At 47.7% G+C, this 20,043-nt stretch carries 25 protein-coding genes; 5 read left to right on the top strand and 20 right to left on the bottom strand.

Going from position 1 to position 20,043, the window contains the following annotated elements:
* The 7 genes from WS_RS06105 to WS_RS06135 form a co-directional block, all read right to left on the bottom strand.
* Positions 1-792: a phosphatidylserine decarboxylase gene (locus WS_RS06105; protein ID WP_011139140.1), complete on the bottom strand. Its 792-nt coding sequence runs from the start codon at positions 790-792 to the stop codon at positions 1-3.
* Positions 789-1,526, bottom strand: a complete 738-nt coding sequence (locus WS_RS06110) for an arginyltransferase (RefSeq protein WP_011139141.1) — start codon at positions 1,524-1,526, stop codon at positions 789-791. The genes WS_RS06105 and WS_RS06110 overlap by 4 nt, the downstream gene beginning before the upstream one ends.
* 69 nt (positions 1,527-1,595) lie before the next feature.
* Complete coding sequence (locus WS_RS06115) at positions 1,596-2,774, bottom strand: murein transglycosylase domain-containing protein (RefSeq protein ID WP_011139142.1); 1,179 nt, start codon at positions 2,772-2,774, stop codon at positions 1,596-1,598.
* Between the two features lie 6 nt (positions 2,775-2,780).
* A complete protein-coding gene (locus WS_RS06120; protein WP_011139143.1) occupies positions 2,781-3,338 on the bottom strand; it encodes a DJ-1 family glyoxalase III in 558 nt (185 codons plus the stop codon).
* Entirely contained in the window at positions 3,338-3,901 is a 564-nt protein-coding gene (efp, locus tag WS_RS06125) for an elongation factor P (protein ID WP_011139144.1), read from the bottom strand. The genes WS_RS06120 and efp overlap by 1 nt, the downstream gene beginning before the upstream one ends.
* Positions 3,902-3,938: 37 nt before the next feature.
* Positions 3,939-4,862 (bottom strand): class II fructose-bisphosphate aldolase, encoded by a 924-nt coding sequence (locus tag WS_RS06130; protein ID WP_011139145.1) that lies wholly within the window; start codon positions 4,860-4,862, stop codon positions 3,939-3,941.
* A gap of 21 nt (positions 4,863-4,883) precedes the next feature.
* Positions 4,884-5,699: a peptidyl-prolyl cis-trans isomerase gene (locus WS_RS06135; RefSeq protein WP_011139146.1), complete on the bottom strand. Its 816-nt coding sequence runs from the start codon at positions 5,697-5,699 to the stop codon at positions 4,884-4,886.
* 120 nt (positions 5,700-5,819) lie between these two features.
* Between WS_RS06135 and WS_RS06140 the strand changes: the two genes are divergently transcribed.
* The gene (locus WS_RS06140) at positions 5,820-6,335 is read left to right on the top strand and encodes a DUF2628 domain-containing protein (RefSeq protein WP_041571820.1); all 516 of its coding nucleotides are present in this window, start codon (positions 5,820-5,822) and stop codon (positions 6,333-6,335) included.
* Positions 6,335-7,030 (top strand): EI24 domain-containing protein, encoded by a 696-nt coding sequence (locus WS_RS06145; RefSeq protein ID WP_011139148.1) that lies wholly within the window; start codon positions 6,335-6,337, stop codon positions 7,028-7,030. Before WS_RS06140 ends, WS_RS06145 begins: the two co-directional genes overlap by 1 nt.
* On the opposite strand, the gene mnmE is transcribed toward WS_RS06145, so the two are convergent.
* The 7 genes from mnmE to WS_RS06175 all read right to left on the bottom strand — a co-directional run bounded on the left by mnmE (position 7,019) and on the right by WS_RS06175 (position 13,256).
* Positions 7,019-8,389 (bottom strand): tRNA uridine-5-carboxymethylaminomethyl(34) synthesis GTPase MnmE, encoded by a 1,371-nt coding sequence (mnmE, locus tag WS_RS06150; RefSeq protein WP_011139149.1) that lies wholly within the window; start codon positions 8,387-8,389, stop codon positions 7,019-7,021. The genes WS_RS06145 and mnmE overlap by 12 nt on opposite strands.
* On the bottom strand, positions 8,373-9,308 hold the full coding sequence (locus tag WS_RS11150; protein WP_011139150.1) for a Jag N-terminal domain-containing protein: 936 nt from the start codon (positions 9,306-9,308) through the stop codon (positions 8,373-8,375). Before WS_RS11150 ends, mnmE begins: the two co-directional genes overlap by 17 nt.
* A 12-nt stretch (positions 9,309-9,320) precedes the next feature.
* Positions 9,321-10,931, bottom strand: coding sequence for a membrane protein insertase YidC (gene yidC, locus WS_RS06160; RefSeq protein WP_011139151.1), 1,611 nt, complete (start codon positions 10,929-10,931; stop codon positions 9,321-9,323).
* Complete coding sequence (gene yidD, locus WS_RS06165; protein WP_011139152.1) at positions 10,925-11,269, bottom strand: membrane protein insertion efficiency factor YidD; 345 nt, start codon at positions 11,267-11,269, stop codon at positions 10,925-10,927. The genes yidC and yidD overlap by 7 nt, the downstream gene beginning before the upstream one ends.
* A gap of 13 nt (positions 11,270-11,282) precedes the next feature.
* Positions 11,283-11,618, bottom strand: coding sequence for a ribonuclease P protein component (gene rnpA, locus WS_RS10840; protein ID WP_081454373.1), 336 nt, complete (start codon positions 11,616-11,618; stop codon positions 11,283-11,285).
* A complete protein-coding gene (gene rpmH / locus WS_RS10845) occupies positions 11,615-11,749 on the bottom strand; it encodes a 50S ribosomal protein L34 (RefSeq protein WP_081454374.1) in 135 nt (44 codons plus the stop codon). The genes rnpA and rpmH overlap by 4 nt, the downstream gene beginning before the upstream one ends.
* Positions 11,750-11,834: 85 nt before the next feature.
* The gene (locus WS_RS06175; protein ID WP_011139153.1) at positions 11,835-13,256 is read right to left on the bottom strand and encodes an acetyl-CoA carboxylase subunit A; all 1,422 of its coding nucleotides are present in this window, start codon (positions 13,254-13,256) and stop codon (positions 11,835-11,837) included.
* A gap of 131 nt (positions 13,257-13,387) precedes the next feature.
* Between WS_RS06175 and WS_RS06180 the strand changes: the two genes are divergently transcribed.
* The gene (locus WS_RS06180) at positions 13,388-14,158 is read left to right on the top strand and encodes an undecaprenyl-diphosphate phosphatase (RefSeq protein WP_011139154.1); all 771 of its coding nucleotides are present in this window, start codon (positions 13,388-13,390) and stop codon (positions 14,156-14,158) included.
* Between the two features lie 25 nt (positions 14,159-14,183).
* On the opposite strand, the gene WS_RS06185 is transcribed toward WS_RS06180, so the two are convergent.
* Genes WS_RS06185 through WS_RS06210 form a run of 6 tightly spaced genes read right to left on the bottom strand, consistent with a single transcriptional unit; the run spans position 14,184 to position 18,771 of the window.
* The gene (locus tag WS_RS06185; protein WP_011139155.1) at positions 14,184-15,152 is read right to left on the bottom strand and encodes a L,D-transpeptidase family protein; all 969 of its coding nucleotides are present in this window, start codon (positions 15,150-15,152) and stop codon (positions 14,184-14,186) included.
* 18 nt (positions 15,153-15,170) lie between these two features.
* Positions 15,171-16,070 (bottom strand): GTPase Era, encoded by a 900-nt coding sequence (era, locus tag WS_RS06190; protein WP_011139156.1) that lies wholly within the window; start codon positions 16,068-16,070, stop codon positions 15,171-15,173.
* Positions 16,067-17,389 (bottom strand): HslU--HslV peptidase ATPase subunit, encoded by a 1,323-nt coding sequence (gene hslU, locus WS_RS06195; RefSeq protein ID WP_011139157.1) that lies wholly within the window; start codon positions 17,387-17,389, stop codon positions 16,067-16,069. Before hslU ends, era begins: the two co-directional genes overlap by 4 nt.
* 21 nt (positions 17,390-17,410) lie before the next feature.
* Positions 17,411-17,941, bottom strand: a complete 531-nt coding sequence (hslV, locus tag WS_RS06200; protein ID WP_011139158.1) for an ATP-dependent protease subunit HslV — start codon at positions 17,939-17,941, stop codon at positions 17,411-17,413.
* On the bottom strand, positions 17,934-18,386 hold the full coding sequence (rplI, locus tag WS_RS06205) for a 50S ribosomal protein L9 (RefSeq protein ID WP_011139159.1): 453 nt from the start codon (positions 18,384-18,386) through the stop codon (positions 17,934-17,936). The genes hslV and rplI overlap by 8 nt, the downstream gene beginning before the upstream one ends.
* A 43-nt stretch (positions 18,387-18,429) precedes the next feature.
* Entirely contained in the window at positions 18,430-18,771 is a 342-nt protein-coding gene (locus WS_RS06210) for a ferredoxin-thioredoxin reductase catalytic domain-containing protein (protein WP_408646032.1), read from the bottom strand.
* Between the two features lie 57 nt (positions 18,772-18,828).
* Here WS_RS06210 and WS_RS10645 point away from each other — a divergent pair, with 57 nt between their 5' ends.
* Entirely contained in the window at positions 18,829-19,455 is a 627-nt protein-coding gene (locus WS_RS10645; RefSeq protein ID WP_049770660.1) for a M48 family metallopeptidase, read from the top strand.
* 133 nt (positions 19,456-19,588) lie between these two features.
* Positions 19,589-20,020 carry an Hsp20/alpha crystallin family protein gene (locus WS_RS06220; RefSeq protein ID WP_011139162.1) on the top strand — a complete coding sequence of 144 codons (432 nt, stop codon included), beginning with the start codon at positions 19,589-19,591 and terminating at the stop codon, positions 20,018-20,020.
* The last annotated feature ends 23 nt before the right edge of the window (positions 20,021-20,043 follow it).

The raw sequence follows: 20,043 nt of genomic DNA on the forward strand, positions 1-20,043 counted from the left end.
TCACTCCCTCTCTTTGATTCCGATGCTTTGGGCGTAGCGAACCCTCTCTCCCTCTTTGAGGGCGAGATTCCAGTTTTTGCCCACCATCACCACCGTCGAACCCATCCTAAAAAGCCCTATCTCTTGACCTTTTTTGAGGTGCAAGGGGCGCTCATAAACATAACGGGCATCGCCAAGCTTGGCATTGGTCTTGATTCTTGACTCAAAATGAATCGCCATTTGACCCACATTGAGCGCTCCTACGGCCACATAATAGAGCCAATCCCCCCAAGCATCACGACACTTGAGCACCACGCGCTCATTGCGCACAAAAAGACGAGAGTGCTTCTTGAGCGAGGAGAGATTCACACTTAAAAGCTCCCCGCTAAAATAGCGACTCTCCACCACCTCCAAATCACAAGGCGCATGGAATCGATGGTAATCACTAGGGGAGAGGTAGAGATTGAGATAGGAGAACTCCTCCTCCAAATCTTCACCCAAGAGCTCTCCTAGCGGATACTCCATCCCTTTGATTTGAAGCGCTTTTTGATCGACGCTATCTCCAAGCGCCATCACAAGCGAATCGCATGGAGCCACCAAAACACCCTTTTCTCTATCCAAAGGACGATCTTTGATGAGACTTCGAGTGAAGAGTGCGCTTAGCGTAGGGTAGGAATCGATCGTGTCAAACTCCTCCATAGAGATGCCAAAAAGCTTCACATAAAATTCGTTGATTAGAATCTGCAAGCGGCGCGGGAAAGGGTATGAGGCAAAAGCCCCAAAAACTCTAGAGAGGCGGTTGCTCCAATTCATTCATTTTCTCCTTGTAGGCTCCACTCAGGAAGTGCGTCAATATCGGGTTCATTACGCAGAATCTCATAAGGAGCGAAACGCTCTTTATACCCCATACTGGGATGATTCTTGATCCAATAGCCCGGATAGAAATAGTCAATCTTTAGTCGCTTAGCTAGCTCCAACTGCTTGAGAATCGAGAAGATTCCCAAGGAGAAGTCGCTGTAGTCATGGTCATAAAAGCAGTAAACCGCCGAAAGGGAGCGCTCCAAAATATCGACAAGCGCGATTCCTACGAGCCTTTCATCACGATAGTAGGCAAACTCATAGCCAAATTCACCCGACCCCTCCACGAACATCTCATAGTAGCTCTCCATCGTGATAGGGCTATACTCCCACCCCTTTTTTTCGCTCATGCGGCGATGGTAGCGATCATAAAGCTTGAGGTGTGCCTCGGTGATCATAGGGCGCTGGATCACTAGACCCGTTTGGCGATTCTTGGACAATACCCTTTTAAAAGAGCGCGAAAACTCCAGATTCGCTAGAGGTTTTCTCACCGAGAGGCACGCTTTGCAATTTTTGCAAATCGGCACGAAAAAATATTTCCCAAAACGCCTCCAGCCTCGCTCCAATAAGGCTTGGTAGAGATCGCTAGAGCACTCCTCAATATGAAAATAGCGAAAGAGGGAGCGCTCCTCTTTGAGGTAGCTGCAAGGTTTTTCTTTGGGAATGAATTCAATAATGTTTTCTCGCATGGTAGAAATTTTATCCAAAAAAATTGAAAGAACTCCCCCTAAGAAAAAGCCCTAAAGAGCGAAGCGAATCTAGGGCTTTTCGTAGACAATGAAGCTTCGCTTGGCTTCAGTCACTTTTTTGAGATAGTTTCTCGTCTCCTCATAAGGCAAGGAGGTGCGAAGTTTTCGATAGACCTCTTGAGGGGTCTGGGCATTGATTTTGCCAAGGGCTTTGGTGCGATTGCCATCAAAGGTCCGAAGCACATTCCCGCTCCCTGTATTGTAGGCGGAGATGACGCAATACTCAAGACTCTGAGGGTGTTTGACCCCCTCAAGATAGCGCGTGAAGAGAATCCTCAAATAGGTCGTCCCATAGCGAATATTGGTCTCTGGATCAAAAAGCATGGAGCGCGTTGGGAATCCATCCACTCCATGAATCTCTTTGTGTGCATCACGACCTGCGCTCTGAGGCACGATCTGCATCAATCCATAGGCGGGTGCTTGGCTCACCGCATAGGGATTAAAACTGCTTTCGCTTTGGATGATGGCCAACACCAAGGCTTCGTTGAGATGGTGAAGTTTGGCGTATTTTTTGACAATATCGCCATACTTAGCACTTCGCACCTTCACATAATCCCGAGTCATGGGAATCATCACATAATAGACCCTCTGCCCGCCCTTAGCGGTGCGCTCTTTAAGGGAGTTTTTCAGCAGGTAGTCCGCGTATCGTGAGGCACGCCACTCATAGAGTATCACCTTCTCTTCGTGGTCCTTCACCAAGCCCGCCAGATAAGGAGTCCCCTCAAACTTTATCTCTTTGTCGGAATAGAGATCCACTCCTTCGGGGTCTTGAGGAGTAAGGAGGGTTGTAATGATCGCTTTTTTGAGCGACTGGGTCGAATTCTCCAAGTCGATGGTCTCCACCACAATCTCGCCTTTTTCAAAATCGACTTCCGCTCGACTTTTGTAGTGGTCGGTGTATTTGACATAGACCTTTTGGCTCGCGCTCCTTGTCTCCTCTTTGCCCCATTTTTTAGAGACTTCACCCAAAAAGAGGGCACGAATTTTGTCAAAATCGATTTTGATGTTTTCAAGGTCTCTCGCGAGTGCCTTGGGATTCTTGGCGTATTGGAGTGATTTTTGTCTAGCGAGTGCCGAGGCGGCGGCTGAAGGGTCTTTGGAGAGTGCAGCCCTAGCGATGCTTTGATAATCGCTAAGCGAGCAGCCCAAAAGAAAAAGGAGAATGAGTGCGGGAAGAATAAAACGCATCAAACCTTACGAATCGCTCACCAACATCGCTCTAGCCACCTCATCCCTTTGGGCTTTTCCAAAGAGCTTCTCCACTAGCGCCAAAGCAAAAGGAAGCGCTGTGGCAGGGCCTTGGGAGGTGAATATATGGTCTGATTCTACAACGAGAGATTCGACGAACTCACCTCTTTGAATCTTCTCTTGGATGCCCGGATAGCAAGTGTATTGGCCCTCTATCACTCCGATTTCGCTAAGCGCATAGGGAGCGGCACAAATTGCACCGATAGGCTTTTGACGCTTATGAAGCGCCTCAACCATGGAGCGCACCAGAGGATGAGAGGCGAGTGCCACGGTTCCACCCCATCCTCCTGGAAGCACGATCATATCGATATTTTGAGGCTCGATCAGCTCCATTTTGCTATCGGGACGGATAAAGATTCCTCCTTGGGATTGAACAAGGTCGGTGCTATCGAGTCCAGCGACCACCACCCTAGCGCCCGCACGGCGCAAGACATCAATAATCGTCACTGCCTCCAGCTCCTCAAAGCCTTTGGCTAGAGGAACAAGCACCACCTTTTGCATCATCACTTCACCTTTTCGATATATTCACCCAACTCCGTATTGACTCGCACCACATCCCCCTCAAGCACATGATAGGGAATCTGAATCACCGCTCCCGTCTCTAGGGTCGCAGGTTTTTTGCTGCCGCTAGAGGTGTCGCCTTTGAAGTTAGGAGGGGTCTCGGTGATTTTGAGCTCAACCACCTGGGGAACATCCACGGAGATGGCTTTATTGTTGTGGAAAAGAATAGAAACCGTCATTCCATCAGTCATCCATTTAGCCACATCGCCCACTTGCTCGTCACTCAAAGCGATCTGTTCATAACTCTCCACATCCATGAACTGAAAGTGGTCACCGTCGTGATAGAGGTATTGCATATTCTTCTCTTGAAGATTGGGCTCCTCGCACTTATCGCCCGCGTGGAAGGTCTTCTCTAGCACTCTGCCATCAAAGAATGATTTCATCTTCACGCGCACAAACGCCGCACCCTTGCCAGGTTTGACATGTTGATATTCGACGATTTTGTAGGGTACGCCCTCTATCTCGACTTTTAGACCTTTTTTGAGATCGCTCATTGAGTAAGCCATTCACGCTCCTTAGAAAATTATAGATTTGAGTTGATTTTTAGATTTTTCCAGCACTGCCAAGAATCTGCATTCGCTCGACCATCACCTTTTTCATCGCCTTCATTCCAGGGGCAAAGAACTTACGGAGGTCAAACTGCGTGTTATCTTCATTGGCAACTCTTCGAACTTCTGCCATGAAAGCGATTCTTAGGTCGGTATCCGTGTTGACCTTGTTGATTCCCCCTTTAACCGCCTCTTGCAAGAAGGCAAAAGGAACCCCTTTGCTCCCCTTAAGGTCGCCTCCCGTAGAGAGAAAGGCCTCTTTGACATAGTCAGGAATCGCGCTTGCTCCATGGAGCACAAGGGGAATATTGGTGCGGCGCTTCACCTCTTGAAGTCTTTCAAAATCAAGCTTGGGCTCGCCTTTGAACTTGAAAGCTCCATGGCTAGTGCCAATGGCGGGTGCAAGAAAATCCACACCACTCTCTTTGACAAAAAGTTCCGCCTCTTCAGGATTGACCAGCACGGCATCTTTTTCATCCACGCTAATGTTATCTTCGATTCCCATGAGCCGTCCAAGCTCTGCTTCCACACTCACACCGCAGGCGTGTGCCATCTCCACAACCCTTTGGGTCTCATGAAGATTCTCTTCAAATTTATGGTGGCTCGCATCAATCATCACTGAGGTGAATCCTGCTCTAATTGCCTTAGCACAACTCTCATAGGTGGTGCCATGATCTAGGTGCAACGCCACAGGAATATGAGGATAACGGGAGGAGAGGAGTCTCACCAAGCCCACCGTTACTTCCATTCCCATATATTTAATCGCCCCTTCGCTGGCTTGAACAATGATCGGAGAGGAGGCCTCATGGGCTGCCTCAAAAATCGCGCTCAGCATCTCAAAGTTGACAAAGTTAAACGCCCCGACTCCATAACCCTCTTTATGAGCTCTCTGAAGAATCTCGCTTCCGCTTCTTAGCATCCATCCACTCCTTGGTTGAAGTTATTTAAAAGTGACTTGAGCCTTCTCTCGAAGCTTTTTCGCTGTAGAGGAGACGCTGTCTCTGAATTTTTGGATTTTAAGATTCTGCTCGATTTGAGGCTTGACATCCTCATAGGGGAGTACGGCCTGCGCTTTTTTATCTTCAGCATAGATAACATGGTAGCCAAATTGAGTCTTCACAGGGGTCTTGCTATAGCTTCCTTTTTGAAGGGCAAAGGCTGCGTTGGCAAACTCAGGCACCATCTGATCTTTACTAAACCATCCAAGCTCCCCTCCATTTTGCCCCGCAGGGTCGATGGATTTGCTCTTAGCAAGCTCGCTAAACTTCTCGCTCGCCTTGGCACCTGCTTTGCCAATCTCGGCGATCACCTCTTTGGCCTCTTTCTCGTTTTGCACCAAAATATGCTTTGCCTTCACGAGCTCAGGCTGAACAAACTTCTCTTTATTCTCATCATAAAATTTTCGCATATCGCCTTCAGAGACCTTAGCATTATTCATCTGCTGTCGCATCCAAACCTCAAGCGTCAAATCCTCTTTCGCATCCTCTAGGGCGTCTTTAAACTCCTTGGAGTTCTGAATCCCCTCGCTTTTGGCTTGTTTGGCTAGCAATTTGCGCTCAATGGCTTGCTCTAAGACCTTCTTTTGCATATCTTCAGGAAGCTGATCGTAGCTCACTCCAGGCATGGCTCGAAGCATGACGCTAATGTCTTTATCGGTGATCTCATCTCCATCGACGCTTGCCAATGTTTTAGCACTCAAAGAGAGGCCACTTAGCAACAGAATCGCCGCCACACTACTGATTAAACTCTTTCTCATTGTTTCTCCAATTTTTCGTTTAAACTTACGACTATTGTCGCTTAAGGCAATCAAATCCAATGGCTCATTATAATGCAAGACGACTTAAAGAGTATCTTCAAAAAGAGGCTAAGGCTCCCTATGACCCCTCCTGTTTTCACTCAAGCAGAGCGCGAGCTCATCCGCACCTATATCAACTCATCCGCTTCGCTTTTCTACTATGAGAGCGCTTTCACTCGCTTTCGCCTAAGGGGCTTTGACTCCTTTGCGTGGTGCTGGTCTTGGTGGGCTTTTTGGGGTGGACCGCTCTTCTTGCTCTATCGCAAGCTCTACATAGAAGCGATTTTGCTCTTTATTGTGGGGCTATTTTTACACTCCCTTCCCTTTGGAACCATCCTCTATATGGTGCTTCGAGGAGGAGTTCTCCCCTATCTCATCTATCGCCGATTCCAAAATAAGCTTGCCCACGCCAAGGCTTTGAGTGATAGCTTTGAAGAACAGAAGCGATTCCTTCAAAAAGAGGGTGGCACCAGCCTTGGTGCACTTTTGGCAGGAATATTCGCTTATCTCTTTTTTGGATTAGGCCTCCTTCTCCATCTAGGTCTTAGCGTGGCCTTTTGGCTCCTTGTGGTGGGGCCTTTGGGAGAGTGGGTGTGATGGAGCTCTACTCTAAAGCCCTCCAAGATGCGCTCAGTCGCCCCATGATTCTTCTTGCCCTCTTGCCTCTTTTTACAGGAGCGGTGATCGCCTATTTTAGTTTTTATTTTCTCATCGAACCGCTTCATGCTCTGATTCTTGATTGGCTTCAAGGAGGAGTTCTCCCCTATTGGATCGATTCGATTCTCAAAGCTCTTTGGGGGATTCTCTTGGGGGTGGGGGCGATTTTGTGGTTTGTGATGGCGGTGATGATCGTGCAACTCTTTTTGGGAATCTTCTATGCGCCCTGGATCGTTGCTTATGTCCAAAAACGCCACTATCCCTCTCTAAGACTTCTAGAGGGAGAATCTCTTCTTGGGGGAATAGGCGATTTCACCTCTTTGCTTTTTCGCTTTTTGGGGATTCTTCTCCTCTCGCTCCCGCTCTCTTTTATCCCCTTTGTGGGGCCACTGATTTGGCTTTGGCCTTTTTTCTATCTCTTTTATCAAAGCCTCATGCTCGATGTCTCGGGTGTCATCTTTTCCAAAGAGGAGAGAATAGCCCTAGAGATTCGCCTTGGGTGGAGAATGAAACGATTCCTCCTTGGACTCTATCTCTTAGGGGTGATTCCTCTACTCAATCTCTTTGTTCCAATCTTTCAGATTCTAAGCCTTGCCCACTTTCTCTTGAGCGAAAAAGAGCGGTCACTTTCCTAGGCAAAACTGCCCAAACATCACATCCAAAAGCTCGCTCGTCTCATAGGGGCGAGTGATGAGAGAGAGCTCTTTGAGTGCTCCTTGGATATGATAGGCAAAGAGCTCCAACTCTCCCTCAATAAGCCTATCTCTTGCCTCTTTGAGCTCGCCTAGGGCACTTTTGACACAGAGAAGCTGTCGCTCTGAAGTGAGCATGAGCTCCTCCCCTCCCCCTTGCTCATCTAGCCAAGAGGCAAGCAGGGATAAAAGCTCCTCCACTCCTCCCTCTTTGGCTGAAATATAGCGATGAGGATAGCTTTCTAGCTCACTATCTTGGAGCTCCCTTGAGAGGTCGCTTTTGTTGAAAAGCACCAAGATGCGGCGATTCTCCTGATGAGCACGCAAGAGCTCTTTGATCTGCTCATCTTCAGGACTCAGAGACTGACTTGAATCAAAAAGAGCCAACACCATGTCGCTCTCCTTGAGCGCCAAAAGAGTGCGCTCTATGCCGATCTTCTCAATCGCATCTTGAGCCTCTCTAATTCCTGCGGTATCCACGATCCTCACCCAGTGATTCCCTAGGTGCAGGCTCTCTTCAATCGTATCGCGCGTGGTTCCGGGGATGTCACTCACAATCGCCCTCTCCCACAGAAGAAGGGCGTTTAAAAGCGAACTTTTACCCACATTGGGACGACCGATGATGGCTAGCTTGTAGCCCTCCACCAGTGATGAGCGCCGTTTGGAACCTTGATAGATTCGCTCTAAATCCTCTGCAATACGCTCGATCTTCTCGACCATTCTTGCCTCTAGATCGCTTGGCAAATCCTCTTCGGCATAATCGATGCTCACTTCAGCATAGGCGAGAATCTCCACAAGTGAGCCTCTCACCCCCTCCACATAGCGCCCCAGCTCCCCTTTGAGCTGCTTGAGGAGCACCTTGTACGACTCATCGCTCTTGGCTTCGATTAGCTTACCAATGGCTTCGGCTTGGGAGAGGTCAATGCGTCCATTAAGAAAGGCCCGATAGGTGAATTCCCCTGCTCTAGCCACTCTAGCACCCAAAGCGAGCGCCTCTTGAATGATCTTGCGCGCAATGAGCGTCCCTCCATGGCACTGGATCTCCACCACCTCTTCGGCGGTATAGCTGTGAGGCGCCTTGAAATAGATCAATATCGCCTCATCCATCATCTCATCTTCGCGATTCCAGAGATTGGCGAGGGTGGCGTGGCGTGGCTGCAAGTGATCGCGTCTAGAGAGTTTGAGTGCTATCTCTAGCGCCCTAGAGCCGCTTAGTTTCACGACTGCCAAGGCTCCCGCTCCTGAAGGAGTCGAGAGGGCGATAATAGTCTCTGGGGTGGAGGAGTTATTTGTTGAAATCATTCACAATCACATAGCGCTCATTGTCGCTATTGAGACGGAAGGAGACATACTTGTCGGGGAACTCCTCTCGGAGCTGCTTGAGAGCGATATGGGCGAGCACCCCATCAAGAGGTCGCGTCTGACCTCGGCCAAACTTTTTGATATTCTCAATCACAGGAGAGAGATAATTGCGAATCATCTCCTCTTGATTCTTAAGAAACTCTGCAATCTCTAAGCGAATCATGAAACCATACTTGCTATTCACCCAGTTAAAAAGTAGATAGGAGAGTGCTTTGTATCGATACCCCTCTTTTCCAATGAGAAGCGCCGAATCTTCACCCTTGAACTCAATAAAAAGAGTGGTTTCATCAAAAGGTCTGACACGAATGCGCTCAATTTTGAAAGGGAGATTCAAAAAGAGAAGATTGATCTCGTCTTCCACCTCTTGGGCGATTCGATCAATATCATTCTTCTCCTTGAAGAAGTTGCTATCAATGAGCGCATCCACTCTCTTTGAAGTCGCCAAGCTCGCCGATGGGGTGCTCATCGGGGGTGACTCTATTTCCTTAGGAGCAAGAGAGCTTTCCCTAGAAGCCATTAGGGCATCGCGCTCCTTCTCCCTAGGATTCTCCCTCTCCTTGGGGCGTCGCTCCAGAGGGAATCGCTTTGGCTCAGCTCTTGTCTCACAAGAGGGGCGTATCACCTCTTGCCTCTCGCGATGCTCTCGCAAAGGGCGTCTAATCTCCCTCTCGGGGATTACGGGAATTGCACTCACAGGAGCGATGGTCGCAACAATCTTAGCCGCTTTTTTACCAATCCCCCAAAAGCCCTTTTTGGGCTGCTCAATAATCTCATACTCCACATCTGCCACAGAGCAAGAGAGCTCCTTGGCGGCTAGAATGAGCGCTTCTTCTAGCGTTGGCGCTTCAATCTTTACCACGAGATAAAAGCCTCAATCACTTAAGCCACTTGGCTTGGCAGCTGCCGCGCGCTTTTTAGCCTCTAGCGTCTTATTGATGAAGAGTTGTTGAGCAATAGAGAAGACGTTGCTCACAAACCAATAGAGCACTAGACCTGAGGGGAAGGTGACAAAGAAGAAGGTGAAAATCAGTGGCAAGAACTTAAACACCTTCTCTTGCATTGGGTCGGTGAAAGTCGTGGGAGTGAGATGTTGCTGCAAGAACATCGAAGCCCCCATGAGGATAGGCAAAATAAAATAAGGATCCATCACCGAAAGGTCATTGATCCAAAGAATCCAATCCGCCCCTTTGAGCTCGATGGCGTTGTAGAGAACTCGATAGATGGCAAAAAAGATAGGCATCTGCAAAAGCAGGGGAAGGCATCCTCCCATAGGGTTGGCGCCATGCTTTTTGTAGAGCTCCATCATATGCACCTGAAGCTTTTGGGGGTCACCCTTGTACTTTTCTTGGATCTCTTTCATTTTAGGGGCGATATCTTTGAGCTTCTGCATGGAGACCATCCCCTTATAAGTGAGGGGAAAGAGGATGATTCTCACCACCAAAGTGAGAAGAACAATCGCCCATCCCCAGTTGCCGCAGAATTTATAGAGCCAATCCAAAAGCAAAAAGAGGGGCTTGGCAAAGAAGGTGATGAAACCATACTCCACCACGTCCGTGAGCGAAGGATAGATGCTCTCTAAAAGTCTAAAATCTTTCGCGCCAATGTAGCCTGAGAGTTTCAGATGATCAAGCGCCTCTACAAAAGGCTCAGGATTCTTCTCGGCATTTTTACTAATCACCACTCTTAGCCCTTGAGGTTCCTTCACAAAAAAGAGGGTAGTGTAGTATCGATCGACACTCGCCACAAAGCGAGCTCCTTCAAAGATCTCATCTTTTTTAGCATCACCATCTTCAGTGGTATGGATAGTTCCGCCGCTCTCTTTAAGCACCACTCCATTGAAGGCAAACTTGTCGCTTTCAGCGATAGGTCTAGCCCCAGGAGAGAGAAAAAAGCGCTTTTGAGAGCCTGAGGTCTCAACCTCTAAATCGTAATTTCCATCGGGATAGAAAGTGAGCTTCTTGGTAAGTTTAAATCCCTCTAGCTCTTGAGTGAGCGTGAGAGTCTCTGGGGTATTCCTGATCTCAACAAGATCACGATCAGAGTAATAACTCTTAGCAAAAGCCTCTTTATTAGTGGTCGCATCAGAGAATCGAACCTCTAGAGGACGCAAAGAGGAGAGGGGGGCGAGTAAGGGAAGCTCTTTTTGTTCTTTAAGAAACTTCGCGTCCTTGAGGTAAACCTGAGCGATTCTTCCCAAAGAATCGATCTCTAGCCTAAAGTGACTCCCTTGCACTGTGGCGATGATATCTTTAGAAGGCGAGGTCTCAGCCATAGCTACTGATGAGACTTGACCCTCTTTGGGGGATGAAGAGGTTTGAGGTGCGGCCTGCTGCTCGGCTCTCTCCATTGAAGTGCTCTCCTTTAGAGGAGCCTCTTTCACGGGGGCAAAGAAATAGGAGTAAGGAATAAAAAACAGTAGCGAAATGGCGGTGGCGATGAGGATTCTCATCTGTAGATTGAGTTTGTCAAAATTGTCTAGCACTGGACTACCTTCATTGATTTGATGAGATAAAACTTCCCTTTCGCGCTCCAGTCCTTCTGGGGGCAGAGGGGGACTAGCCAAACCTTAATCAAGCGGGGCGAACCAAAAATCGGAGTGATCCTTTTGGAGATGATTGGATAGTCAATCCCTCCCTCAAACAGAGAGTTGCAACGCAAAATCCTCCGCAAGGAGAAGAGAAGAGCATACCAAAAATTGGAGTAAGAAAAGAGCCAAAGAGCGTATTCCGAGCAGGAGGGGTAGTATCGACAGGTGGGGCGCTTCAGAGGTGAAATCACCTTCTGATAAACCCAAATCATCCCAATCAATAGTGTTCGCATCCCAAGGGACTCACTAGACTTTTTCGTTCAAGATCTTCAATTTTTTGGCTGCGTGGATGAAATCCCTCTCCAAAAGGTCAAACTCCAACTCTAGCAGAGGAGCCTTTGCAACAATCACCAAGACTCCCTCTTTCAAAGAAGAGGAGTATTGCTGATAAAGCGCCCTCAGTCGTCTTTTGGCGAAGTTTCTTTTAACGGCATTCCCGACCTTTTTGGAGACGGTAAAGCCTACTTTTTTTTCTTTGAAAGGACGATAAAAAAGAACAAAGGCCGAAGCATGCCACTTCGAACCATGACTATAAGCGGAATCGAACTCTCGGCTCCGCTTGAGGGTCTCTAAACCTTTTATACGGCTAGCCTTTTTCTACCTTTAGCTCGTCTAGCATTGATCACTTTTCGTCCATTTTTAGTCTTCATTCGAAGTCGAAAACCGTGCGTTCTTTTTCGTGGAGTATTGTGGGGTTGATAAGTTCTTTTCATGTTGAAGTTAACCTCTCTTGAATTTTAAAAAATTTTGGTCGTGGATTTTATCTTTATTTTACTTAAATCTCTATCAATGAATCTTCTAAAGACCCGCACGTGCCGCAATAGCCGCTGCGATCACGGCTGCAATGTCCGCAGGCTCTTCGATATCTTTGGGCATAAGCTCGCCCATCTTCTTCTCGAGATAGGAGGTGTCAAAGTTGCCCTTGCGAAAGTCACGATCTTTACAAATGTTGATAAGAAAAGGGATGGTGGTCTTGATTCCCCTCACGGTAAACTCCCCAAGGGCACGCTTCATCTTGTTAACGGCCAAATCATAACTAGTAGCGCGCACAATGAGTTTGGCGACCATCGAATCATAATAGGGGGGAATCGTATAATCTTTGTAGATACAGCTATCCACTCGCACAAAAGGTCCAAGAGCTGGGTAGTAGGAGGTGATTTTACCCGGGGAAGGGACAAAGTCATTTTTAACATCCTCGGCATTGATGCGCACCTCAATGGCAAAACCTTGGCAGAGGACATCGTTTTGATTCATGTCCAAAATCTCGCCGCTGGCAATCCGAATCTGACGACCGATCAGATCCAATCCAGTGATCTCTTCAGTGACGCCATGCTCCACTTGGATTCGCGTGTTCATCTCCATGAAGTAGAAGTTATTGTAATCATCCACCAAAAACTCTACTGTTCCCGCGTTTGAATAGCCTGTCGCCTTGGCCGCCGCCACCGCGACCGCTCCCATGCGACGACGCAAATCTTCACTCATAGTAGGAGAGGGCGCGATCTCTACGAGTTTTTGATGGCGACGCTGAATTGAACAATCACGCTCCATCAAATGAATCACATTGCCATAATTATCGGCTAAGATTTGAAACTCTATGTGCTTGGGGTTTTGGACATATTTTTCCATGAATACATCATCATTTTTGAAAAATGCCATCGCTTCGCGCTTGCAGGCGTTGAAGCTATCCTCTAGCTCCTCCTCTTTTTGAACGACCCTAATCCCTCTTCCGCCTCCCCCGCTGCTTGCTTTAAGAATCACGGGGTAACCGATACGCCTGGCATGGCGTTTGATACTCTCCATGCTCTCCTTGTTGAGCGGTTCTGTTCCGGGAACCACGGGGATTCCATGCCTCTGCATGATCTCTCTGGCCGCATTTTTATCACCCATCTTGGCGATTACTTCGCTATTGGGGCCAATCCAAACCAAACCCGCCTCGGCAACTTTCTTGGCAAAAAGAGCATTTTCGCTCAAAAATCCATACCCTGGGTGAATGGCCTCCGCACCGCTTAGCTTGGCGACTTCGATAATACGATCAGGGTCGAGATAGCCCTTGATAGGATCTTCGCTGATTTCATGGGTCTCATCCGCCATCTTCACATGCATCGAATCGCGATCGGCTCGCGAGTAGATAGCCACGCTCTCAATGTTTAGGTCATTACAGGCGCGAATAATTCTAACGGCGATCTCTCCTCGATTGGCGATCAAAATCTTTTTGAACATAAGACCCCTTCAAAACTCAAATTAGCCCCTCAAAAACGCGGGCGCAAGAGCTTGGATTTTAACAAAAAGAGTCTTAATGTGTTACAATTCCGCGCTTCTTAGGCTTCTATTTTTGCGAAAAGGCTACTTTCATGGACATATTCCACGCCATCATCTTAGGAATCGTCGAAGGACTCACCGAATTCCTCCCCGTCTCTTCCACTGGCCATCTCATCCTCGTCTCCGAGCTATTAGGAATCAAGCAGGATGATTTCCACAAAACCTTTGAAATCTCCATCCAACTAGGATCGATTCTCGCCGTGCTTGCCCTCTTTAGAGAGAGACTCTTCTCGGGGGTTGATATTTGGCTCAAACTCGCCGTGGCCTTCATCCCTACAGGCGCTCTAGGATTCCTCCTCTATAAGCACGTCAAGGCGCTCTTCGCCCCCTCCACGGTCGCCTATGCGCTTATTTTAGGCGGAATTGTCTTTTTGGTGCTAGAGTGGCTCCACAAGGACAAAGAGTATAAAATCAATAGCGTGGAATCCATTGGCTACAAAGAGGCGCTCGCGATTGGCTTTTTTCAGGCACTCGCCATGATTCCTGGCACTTCAAGAAGCGGATCGACGATTGTGGGCGGGCTTATTTTGGGGCTCAATCGTAAAGTAGCGGCGGAGTTCTCTTTCCTCCTAGCGCTCCCTACGATGTTCATCGCTACAGGCTATGATCTCTACAAAAACTCTCACACCCTCTCTATTGAGAATCTAAGCGCTCTAGGAGTGGGGTTTGTGGTGGCATTTATTTTTGCTATGATTGCCGTGAAGGGCTTTTTGAAGTTCATTTCGCGGTTTAATTTCGTTCCCTTTGGAATCTACCGCATCATCCTTGGAATCATCTTTCTCTTTTATCTTGATCTAATCTAAAAAGCTAGCCCATTGTGGCCGAGAATCACTTCTCTGCCACAATTTGCATTTTATCTTTCACCAACTTCACATAGAGCTCTTTCTCTCCTGAGAAGGAGTAGCTAGGAGCGTTGTAAATCTCATAAAAGCCGATTCGAAAGAATCGCTCTCCGCGCTCATTGGGATAGGGAGAGACATTGATATTCTGAAAGACGATGGTCTTATTTTCGCCCTTGTTAAAAACACGCCGCTTATAATCCCTAAACGCCTCAAACTTCATCCCATCAAAACGCAAAAAGTCCTCTTTGTCATAGTAGCCTAGATAGCTCTCCAAATCATTGAATTTCCAAGCGTTTCTCCATCTAAAGAGGTCACTCAAAAGAATCACCAGCTCCTCATTTTTAACCTCAAAGAGATTCCCATCGCCCGTAATAAGCAGACTCTCTTTATGATTGATCGAGCCATCAATGGTCTTGAGCAATTGGTTATCAATCGCGATGCAGCCCTTGGTGTTGATCTCTCGGTCGCCATTGAGGGGCAATCCGTGAATCCAAATCCCCGAACCACTCTTTTTTTGCAAACTATCATAGAGATTGGGGTAGGAGGTGACAAAGGCTAGAGGTCCATAGAGCTGATCTAAACGAGTGAGTTTGGCGGTGAGATCATAGACGCCGATGGGGGTTTTAAGATCGCCCTCTATGCGTTTATCTCCCTTTTTTGAACCCATGAGCGCTTTGGTGTGCGCCAGTCGTTCTGGCTTTTTACCGCCAAGTTGGTAGAGCGAAAGCTCCGAGAGGGCTTTATCGGCGATGAAAAGATACTTCACGCTCTCATAATAGCCAAAGCGCGCATCCGCCCCTTCTAGACTCTCTTTCCAATATTCTCGACTTGTCAAAGCCTCTTCGAGCTTGCCCTCAACGGCTTTGAGGCCGCCTTGGCGATAGGCCTTCACATAGTCAAATTCAAAAGCCCAAACCGAGCTCAACATCCATAACAGCACTAATGCAATTCTCATTGTCTCTCCATGCGTGATTTAATCCTCAAAATCGTATCCAAAATCCATCAGCCTCTTTTTGTCCTTGCTCCAACCCTTTTGGACTTTGACAAAGAGCTTCAAAAAAACCTTTTTCCCACTCATCTCCTCCATCAAAAGGCGCGCTTCTTTGCCGATTCTTTGAAGTGTCGCGCCCCCCTTTCCGATGAGCACCCCTTTTTGACTATCTTTCTCTACGACGATGGTCGCGCTGACTTTATCTAATCCCCCCTCTTCTTCAAATTTATCAATCACCACATCGCTCTCATAGGGAATCTCATCACTCACATTCTCGAAAATCGATTCTCGAATGAGCTCTTTATAGAGTTGGCGAAAGTTTTCAGTGGTCAAGATATCTTCCTCAAAAAGCGGTGGAGAGGGAGGCATCTGCTTGGCTGTCTCGCTTAAAATCGCCTCTTTGCCCACTCCCTTTTTGACCGAAACAGGAATAAGCGCCTCATAAGACTCCGCATAAGGAGCGTATTGGGCTATCTTTTGGAGTAGTTTTCCATTGTCCACGGTGTCAATTTTAGAGAGCAGAAGGAGATGTTTTTTTCCTTCTGAAACGCGCAAAAATTCCTCATAATGCGAGATAGAATCGCTCACGGGAGCCAGAAAAAGAATCAAATCGCAATCGCCAATCGCTTTGAGCGCCTCTTGGAGCATGAATTGATTGAGAAGTTTCTCTTGATGATGGAGTCCTGGGGTGTCCACGAAGATGATCTGAGCCTCTTGATGGGGGATGATGAATTTCATCCGCTTGCGTGTTGCGTTGGCCTTGTGCGAGACCATCGCGAGCTTTTCGCCCACAAGCCAATTAAGAAGCGTACTCTTACCCGCATTGGGGCGACCCACGACCGCCACAAAGCCCGCTTTGGTGATAGAGGTCTCCGCACTCACAGGATATACCTCGCCACATCGACATTCTCCACCAAATCATCGAGTCGCTCATGCACTCTCTCTTTGGTGATCACCACTTTTTCGCCTTGATGCTCTTCTGCTTCAAAGCTGATCTCTTCTAGCACCTTCTCAATCACCGTATGGAGCCTTCGCGCCCCAATATCTTCGGTCTTTTCATTGGCTCTCTGCGAAAGTTTCGCAAGTGCCCTAATCGCCTCATCCTCAAAAACAAGCTCCACTCCCTCCGTCTCCAAAAGAGCGATGTATTGCTTGAGAATCGAATTTTTGGTTTGCGTGAGAATCTTATAGAGCGTCTCCTCATCCAAAGAATCAAGCTCAACTCGAAGCGGGAATCGACCTTGAAGCTCAGGAATAAGATCGCTTGGCTTGCTTAGATGGAAAGCTCCTGCGGCGATAAAAAGGATGTAGTCGGTCTTGATCTGCCCATGCTTGGTGCTCACCGTGCTCCCCTCCACGATAGGAAGCAGATCTCGCTGAACCCCCTCTTTGCTTGGGTCTTGACGCGAAGAAGAGCCTTGAGAGACGGCAATCTTATCCATCTCATCAATAAAGATAATTCCCTCCTCCTCTGCTCTTCTTAAGCCCTCCGCCTTGATCGTCTCCATATCCAAAAGTGCCTCGCTCGCTTCAATTTTTAGAAGCTCCTTGGCCTCTTTGACGGTGACCTCCTTTTTCATCTCCTCTTTTTGGGAATTGAGAAAGGCTTTGGCTAGCGATTCTTGGATACGGACAATCTCAGGGGGAACATTTCCCTCACTAAAATCCACGCTCTTTTTAGGGGGTTGAATTTCGATTTTAAGATGATCCACTTCGCCATTGATAACGCGCTGCTTCATCCGCTCATAAGAGGATTCATACTCCTGCATCTTTGCTTCGCTCGCCCCTTTGGGAAGCGGAGGAATGAGCTTTTGGACGATCTTTTCGATCACATAGGCGTCAATCCCCTCTTGATTCTTCTCTTTGTGCTCCTCTTTAACCAGCGCAATCGCCGCACCCACAAGATCTCGAACCATCGACTCCACATCACGACCGACAAATCCCACCTCGGTGTATTTGCTCGCCTCCACTTTGATAAAAGGCAAACCCATCATGCGCGCCATTCGCCTAGCAATCTCCGTCTTTCCTACGCCCGTGGAGCCGATCATGAGGATGTTTTTAGGAATCACCTCCTCTTGCATCTCTTTGGATAGCTTCATGCGCCTGTATCGATTCCTAAGCGCGATCGCTACGCGCTTCTTTGCCTCTTTTTGCCCGATGATATACTCATCTAAGTAGGCAACAATCTCCTTGGGCGTCATTGCTTGCTTCACGCCTGCTCCTTAAAGTTCTAAAAGTTTGATGTTGGTGTTGGTGTAGATGCAGAGTTCACCCGCGATCAGTAGCGATTCTCTCACTAGCTCTGATTCGGGAAGATCGGCAAATTTATCCAGTGCTCTAGCCGCTGAGAGAGCGTAGTTCCCCCCGCTTCCAATGGCTGCAATCTTGCCATCTTCAGGCTCCACCACATCCCCTGTGCCGCTCAAGATAAAGAGACGCTCTCTATCCATCACAATCATCATCGCCTCAAGGCGTCTTAGATATTTATCCTTGCGCCACTCTTTAGAAAAATCGATCACCGACTTCACCAAATCGCCCTTACGATTCTCTAAAATCCGCTCAAACATCTCAAAAAGCGTGAATGCATCCGCCGTGCTACCCGCAAATCCGCTCAAAATCTTGCCATTATAGAGCATACGAATCTTGGTCGCATTGCCCTTTAGGACGCAGTTACCAAAGGTCACCTGCCCATCTCCGCCAATCACGGAGTGATTCTCGCCTTTATAGGCGAGAATCGTAGTGGCTTCAAACATTGCTTCCCTCGACATCAATCTTGAGCTCGGCATGGATTCCATGCCCAAGCTTCACCTCAATCTCATAAATTCCAGTGCTTTTGATGGGGGTTTTGAGCTCAAAACTCTTCTTGTCCACTTCAATTCCTTTTTGCGCCATCAAGGCTGCACTTAGGTCTTCTTTGGTGATCGCACCATAAAGTGAACCATTGGCACCCACTTTTTGGACGATTTTAAGCGTCACGCTCGCCAACTCTTTGGCAACATTTTTGAGTCTCTCAAGCTCTTGTGCCTCTTTTTCAGCGCGTCTTTTTTGCTCCGCTTTCCATCGATTAATCACTTCATTAGTCGCTATTTCAGCCATGCCTTTGCCCACGAGAAAGTTTCGTCCATAGCCATCTTTGACTTCATGAATCTCGCCTGCTTTGCCTAGGCCTTTAACCTCTTTGGTCAATAATACTTTCATGTTAAAACTCCTTTAATTTTTATCCATTTTAACGAAAAAAACTTTATGCTTTGGAAGAGAGACTCGCTTCGATAAACTCTTTGGAGCAGTAGATTCCGCAGTGACAATGCCCCTCATGGGGGATTTCATGAGCAAGAGCTGGCTTGCAGGGACAGAGGCGATCTTCCTTGGTGTGGGTCACAAAAAAACAGGGGCAGTAGCGCTTACCATGGAGCATTTTGTGGCGTGTCAAGCCTAGCTGAATTGACTCATTCACCTCAGAATCAGGATTATAGAAAAATCCAAACTGCTGGATAACCTTGTCGGTGAATTGCTTGGTTTTCTGAAGCTCACTCAAGAATTCAGGAGAGTTCATGTCGATTTTTTGGGTAGAATCAGAGGCCAAAAGATTTCCTTGGTGAATTTTTGCCCTAATCCTAATGTAAAGAAGGTAAAAAACCCCTTGCAAACCCTCCCCTGTCCGCTTGAAATTCGCCGCTCCCCCCAAACCAAAAGAGTCCGTCTCACCCTAGGAGCTGACCTCATTTTGCGACTCAGCGCCCCCATGGGCTACCCCAAACATCGCTGCTTGGAGTTTGTCCATGCCCAGCATGAATGGATCACTTTGCACCTAGAGCGCCTCACGAAAGCCAAAGAGAATCTAGAAGAGATTTTAAGCGCACACGAAGGAGAGATTCTTCTGGCTGGAGAGTGGGTCTCGCTCGCCTCTCTTCCTAGGCCCTGCCCCAAATCTCTGCGCACACTCTTTCAAGAGAGGCTCAAAGATCGCCTAGCGTTTTGGAGCGACCAAATGGGGCTCTACCCAGAGCGATTCTCCCTCCGCAAAACCAAAAATCGCCTAGGGAGCTGCTCCTCTAATGGGGCGCTCTCCTTCTCGCTCCAACTTCTCTTTGTCCCTTTAGAGGTGCTTGATTATGTGATCGTGCACGAACTGGCCCACCTCAAGCACCCCAATCATTCCAAAGCTTTTTGGAGTCTCGTCCGCTCCCATCTTCCCTCTTTCCATGAATCAAAAATTTACCTCCGCCAGCACCACGCCCTCCACCTTCGATTGCAAGAGAGAATTTAGCACTAAAATACAAATAGTGCTAAAAAATATTGACATTTACTCTCTATTGGGATAGAATTCTCCCAAAGTTGATTGTATGTGTATCAACTTTAATGACTTAGTAGTCATAAATAAATCAATAGGAGGTTCTATCATGTTTTTGACTCGATTTGATCCCCTAAGGGATTTAAAAGAGATTGAGAGGCGTTTTCTTACCCCCTTTGGTGAGGGAGGAGAAGGGGGTGCAAAATCCAACCTCAGAGGATTTGCCCCTGTAGTGAATACTCGAGAAGAGGAGAAGGGTTACTTCATCGAAGTGGATCTTCCTGGCGTGCAAAAAGAGGATATTCATATTGATGTGAAAGAGAACACCCTCTCTATTACGGGTGAGCGCAAGCTCAAAGAAGAGGTCAAAGAGGAGAACTACTATAAAGTTGAGAGCTTCTTTGGAAAGTTCCAGCGGAGCTTTACATTGCCCGAAAATGTAGATAGTGATGCCATTACCGCCCAAAGTAAAGATGGCGTTCTAGAGATCTTCATCCCCAAAACCGCCCCCAAAGACGCCAAAAGAATCGCCATCTCCTAACAGAGAGCCCGTTCTTGGGGCTC

The organism is Wolinella succinogenes DSM 1740, from assembly GCF_000196135.1.
In the GTDB taxonomy this organism is placed as follows: Bacteria; Campylobacterota; Campylobacteria; order Campylobacterales; family Helicobacteraceae; genus Wolinella; species Wolinella succinogenes.

Bases quoted from the DNA above. Each gene is read 5' to 3' on its own strand.
- yidD (WP_011139152.1), bottom strand. From the start codon at position 11,269: ATGCGAACACTATTGATTGGGATGATTTGGGTTTATCAGAAGGTGATT.
- WS_RS06220 (WP_011139162.1), top strand. From the start codon at position 19,589: ATGTTTTTGACTCGATTTGATCCCCTAAGGGATTTAAAAGAGATTGAG.
- hslU (WP_011139157.1), bottom strand. From the start codon at position 17,389: ATGACGCCCAAGGAGATTGTTGCCTACTTAGATGAGTATATCATCGGG.
- WS_RS06180 (WP_011139154.1), top strand. From the start codon at position 13,388: ATGGACATATTCCACGCCATCATCTTAGGAATCGTCGAAGGACTCACC.
- WS_RS06110 (WP_011139141.1), bottom strand. From the start codon at position 1,526: ATGCGAGAAAACATTATTGAATTCATTCCCAAAGAAAAACCTTGCAGC.
- WS_RS06105 (WP_011139140.1), bottom strand. From the start codon at position 792: ATGAATTGGAGCAACCGCCTCTCTAGAGTTTTTGGGGCTTTTGCCTCA.
- WS_RS06135 (WP_011139146.1), bottom strand. From the start codon at position 5,699: ATGAGAAAGAGTTTAATCAGTAGTGTGGCGGCGATTCTGTTGCTAAGT.
- WS_RS06185 (WP_011139155.1), bottom strand. From the start codon at position 15,152: ATGAGAATTGCATTAGTGCTGTTATGGATGTTGAGCTCGGTTTGGGCT.
- rpmH (WP_081454374.1), bottom strand. From the start codon at position 11,749: ATGAAAAGAACTTATCAACCCCACAATACTCCACGAAAAAGAACGCAC.
- mnmE (WP_011139149.1), bottom strand. From the start codon at position 8,389: ATGATTTCAACAAATAACTCCTCCACCCCAGAGACTATTATCGCCCTC.
- WS_RS06115 (WP_011139142.1), bottom strand. From the start codon at position 2,774: ATGCGTTTTATTCTTCCCGCACTCATTCTCCTTTTTCTTTTGGGCTGC.
- WS_RS06145 (WP_011139148.1), top strand. From the start codon at position 6,335: ATGGAGCTCTACTCTAAAGCCCTCCAAGATGCGCTCAGTCGCCCCATG.
- WS_RS06140 (WP_041571820.1), top strand. From the start codon at position 5,820: ATGACCCCTCCTGTTTTCACTCAAGCAGAGCGCGAGCTCATCCGCACC.
- WS_RS06120 (WP_011139143.1), bottom strand. From the start codon at position 3,338: ATGATGCAAAAGGTGGTGCTTGTTCCTCTAGCCAAAGGCTTTGAGGAG.
- rplI (WP_011139159.1), bottom strand. From the start codon at position 18,386: ATGAAAGTATTATTGACCAAAGAGGTTAAAGGCCTAGGCAAAGCAGGC.
- efp (WP_011139144.1), bottom strand. From the start codon at position 3,901: ATGGCTTACTCAATGAGCGATCTCAAAAAAGGTCTAAAAGTCGAGATA.
- hslV (WP_011139158.1), bottom strand. From the start codon at position 17,941: ATGTTTGAAGCCACTACGATTCTCGCCTATAAAGGCGAGAATCACTCC.
- WS_RS06175 (WP_011139153.1), bottom strand. From the start codon at position 13,256: ATGTTCAAAAAGATTTTGATCGCCAATCGAGGAGAGATCGCCGTTAGA.
- WS_RS06130 (WP_011139145.1), bottom strand. From the start codon at position 4,862: ATGCTAAGAAGCGGAAGCGAGATTCTTCAGAGAGCTCATAAAGAGGGT.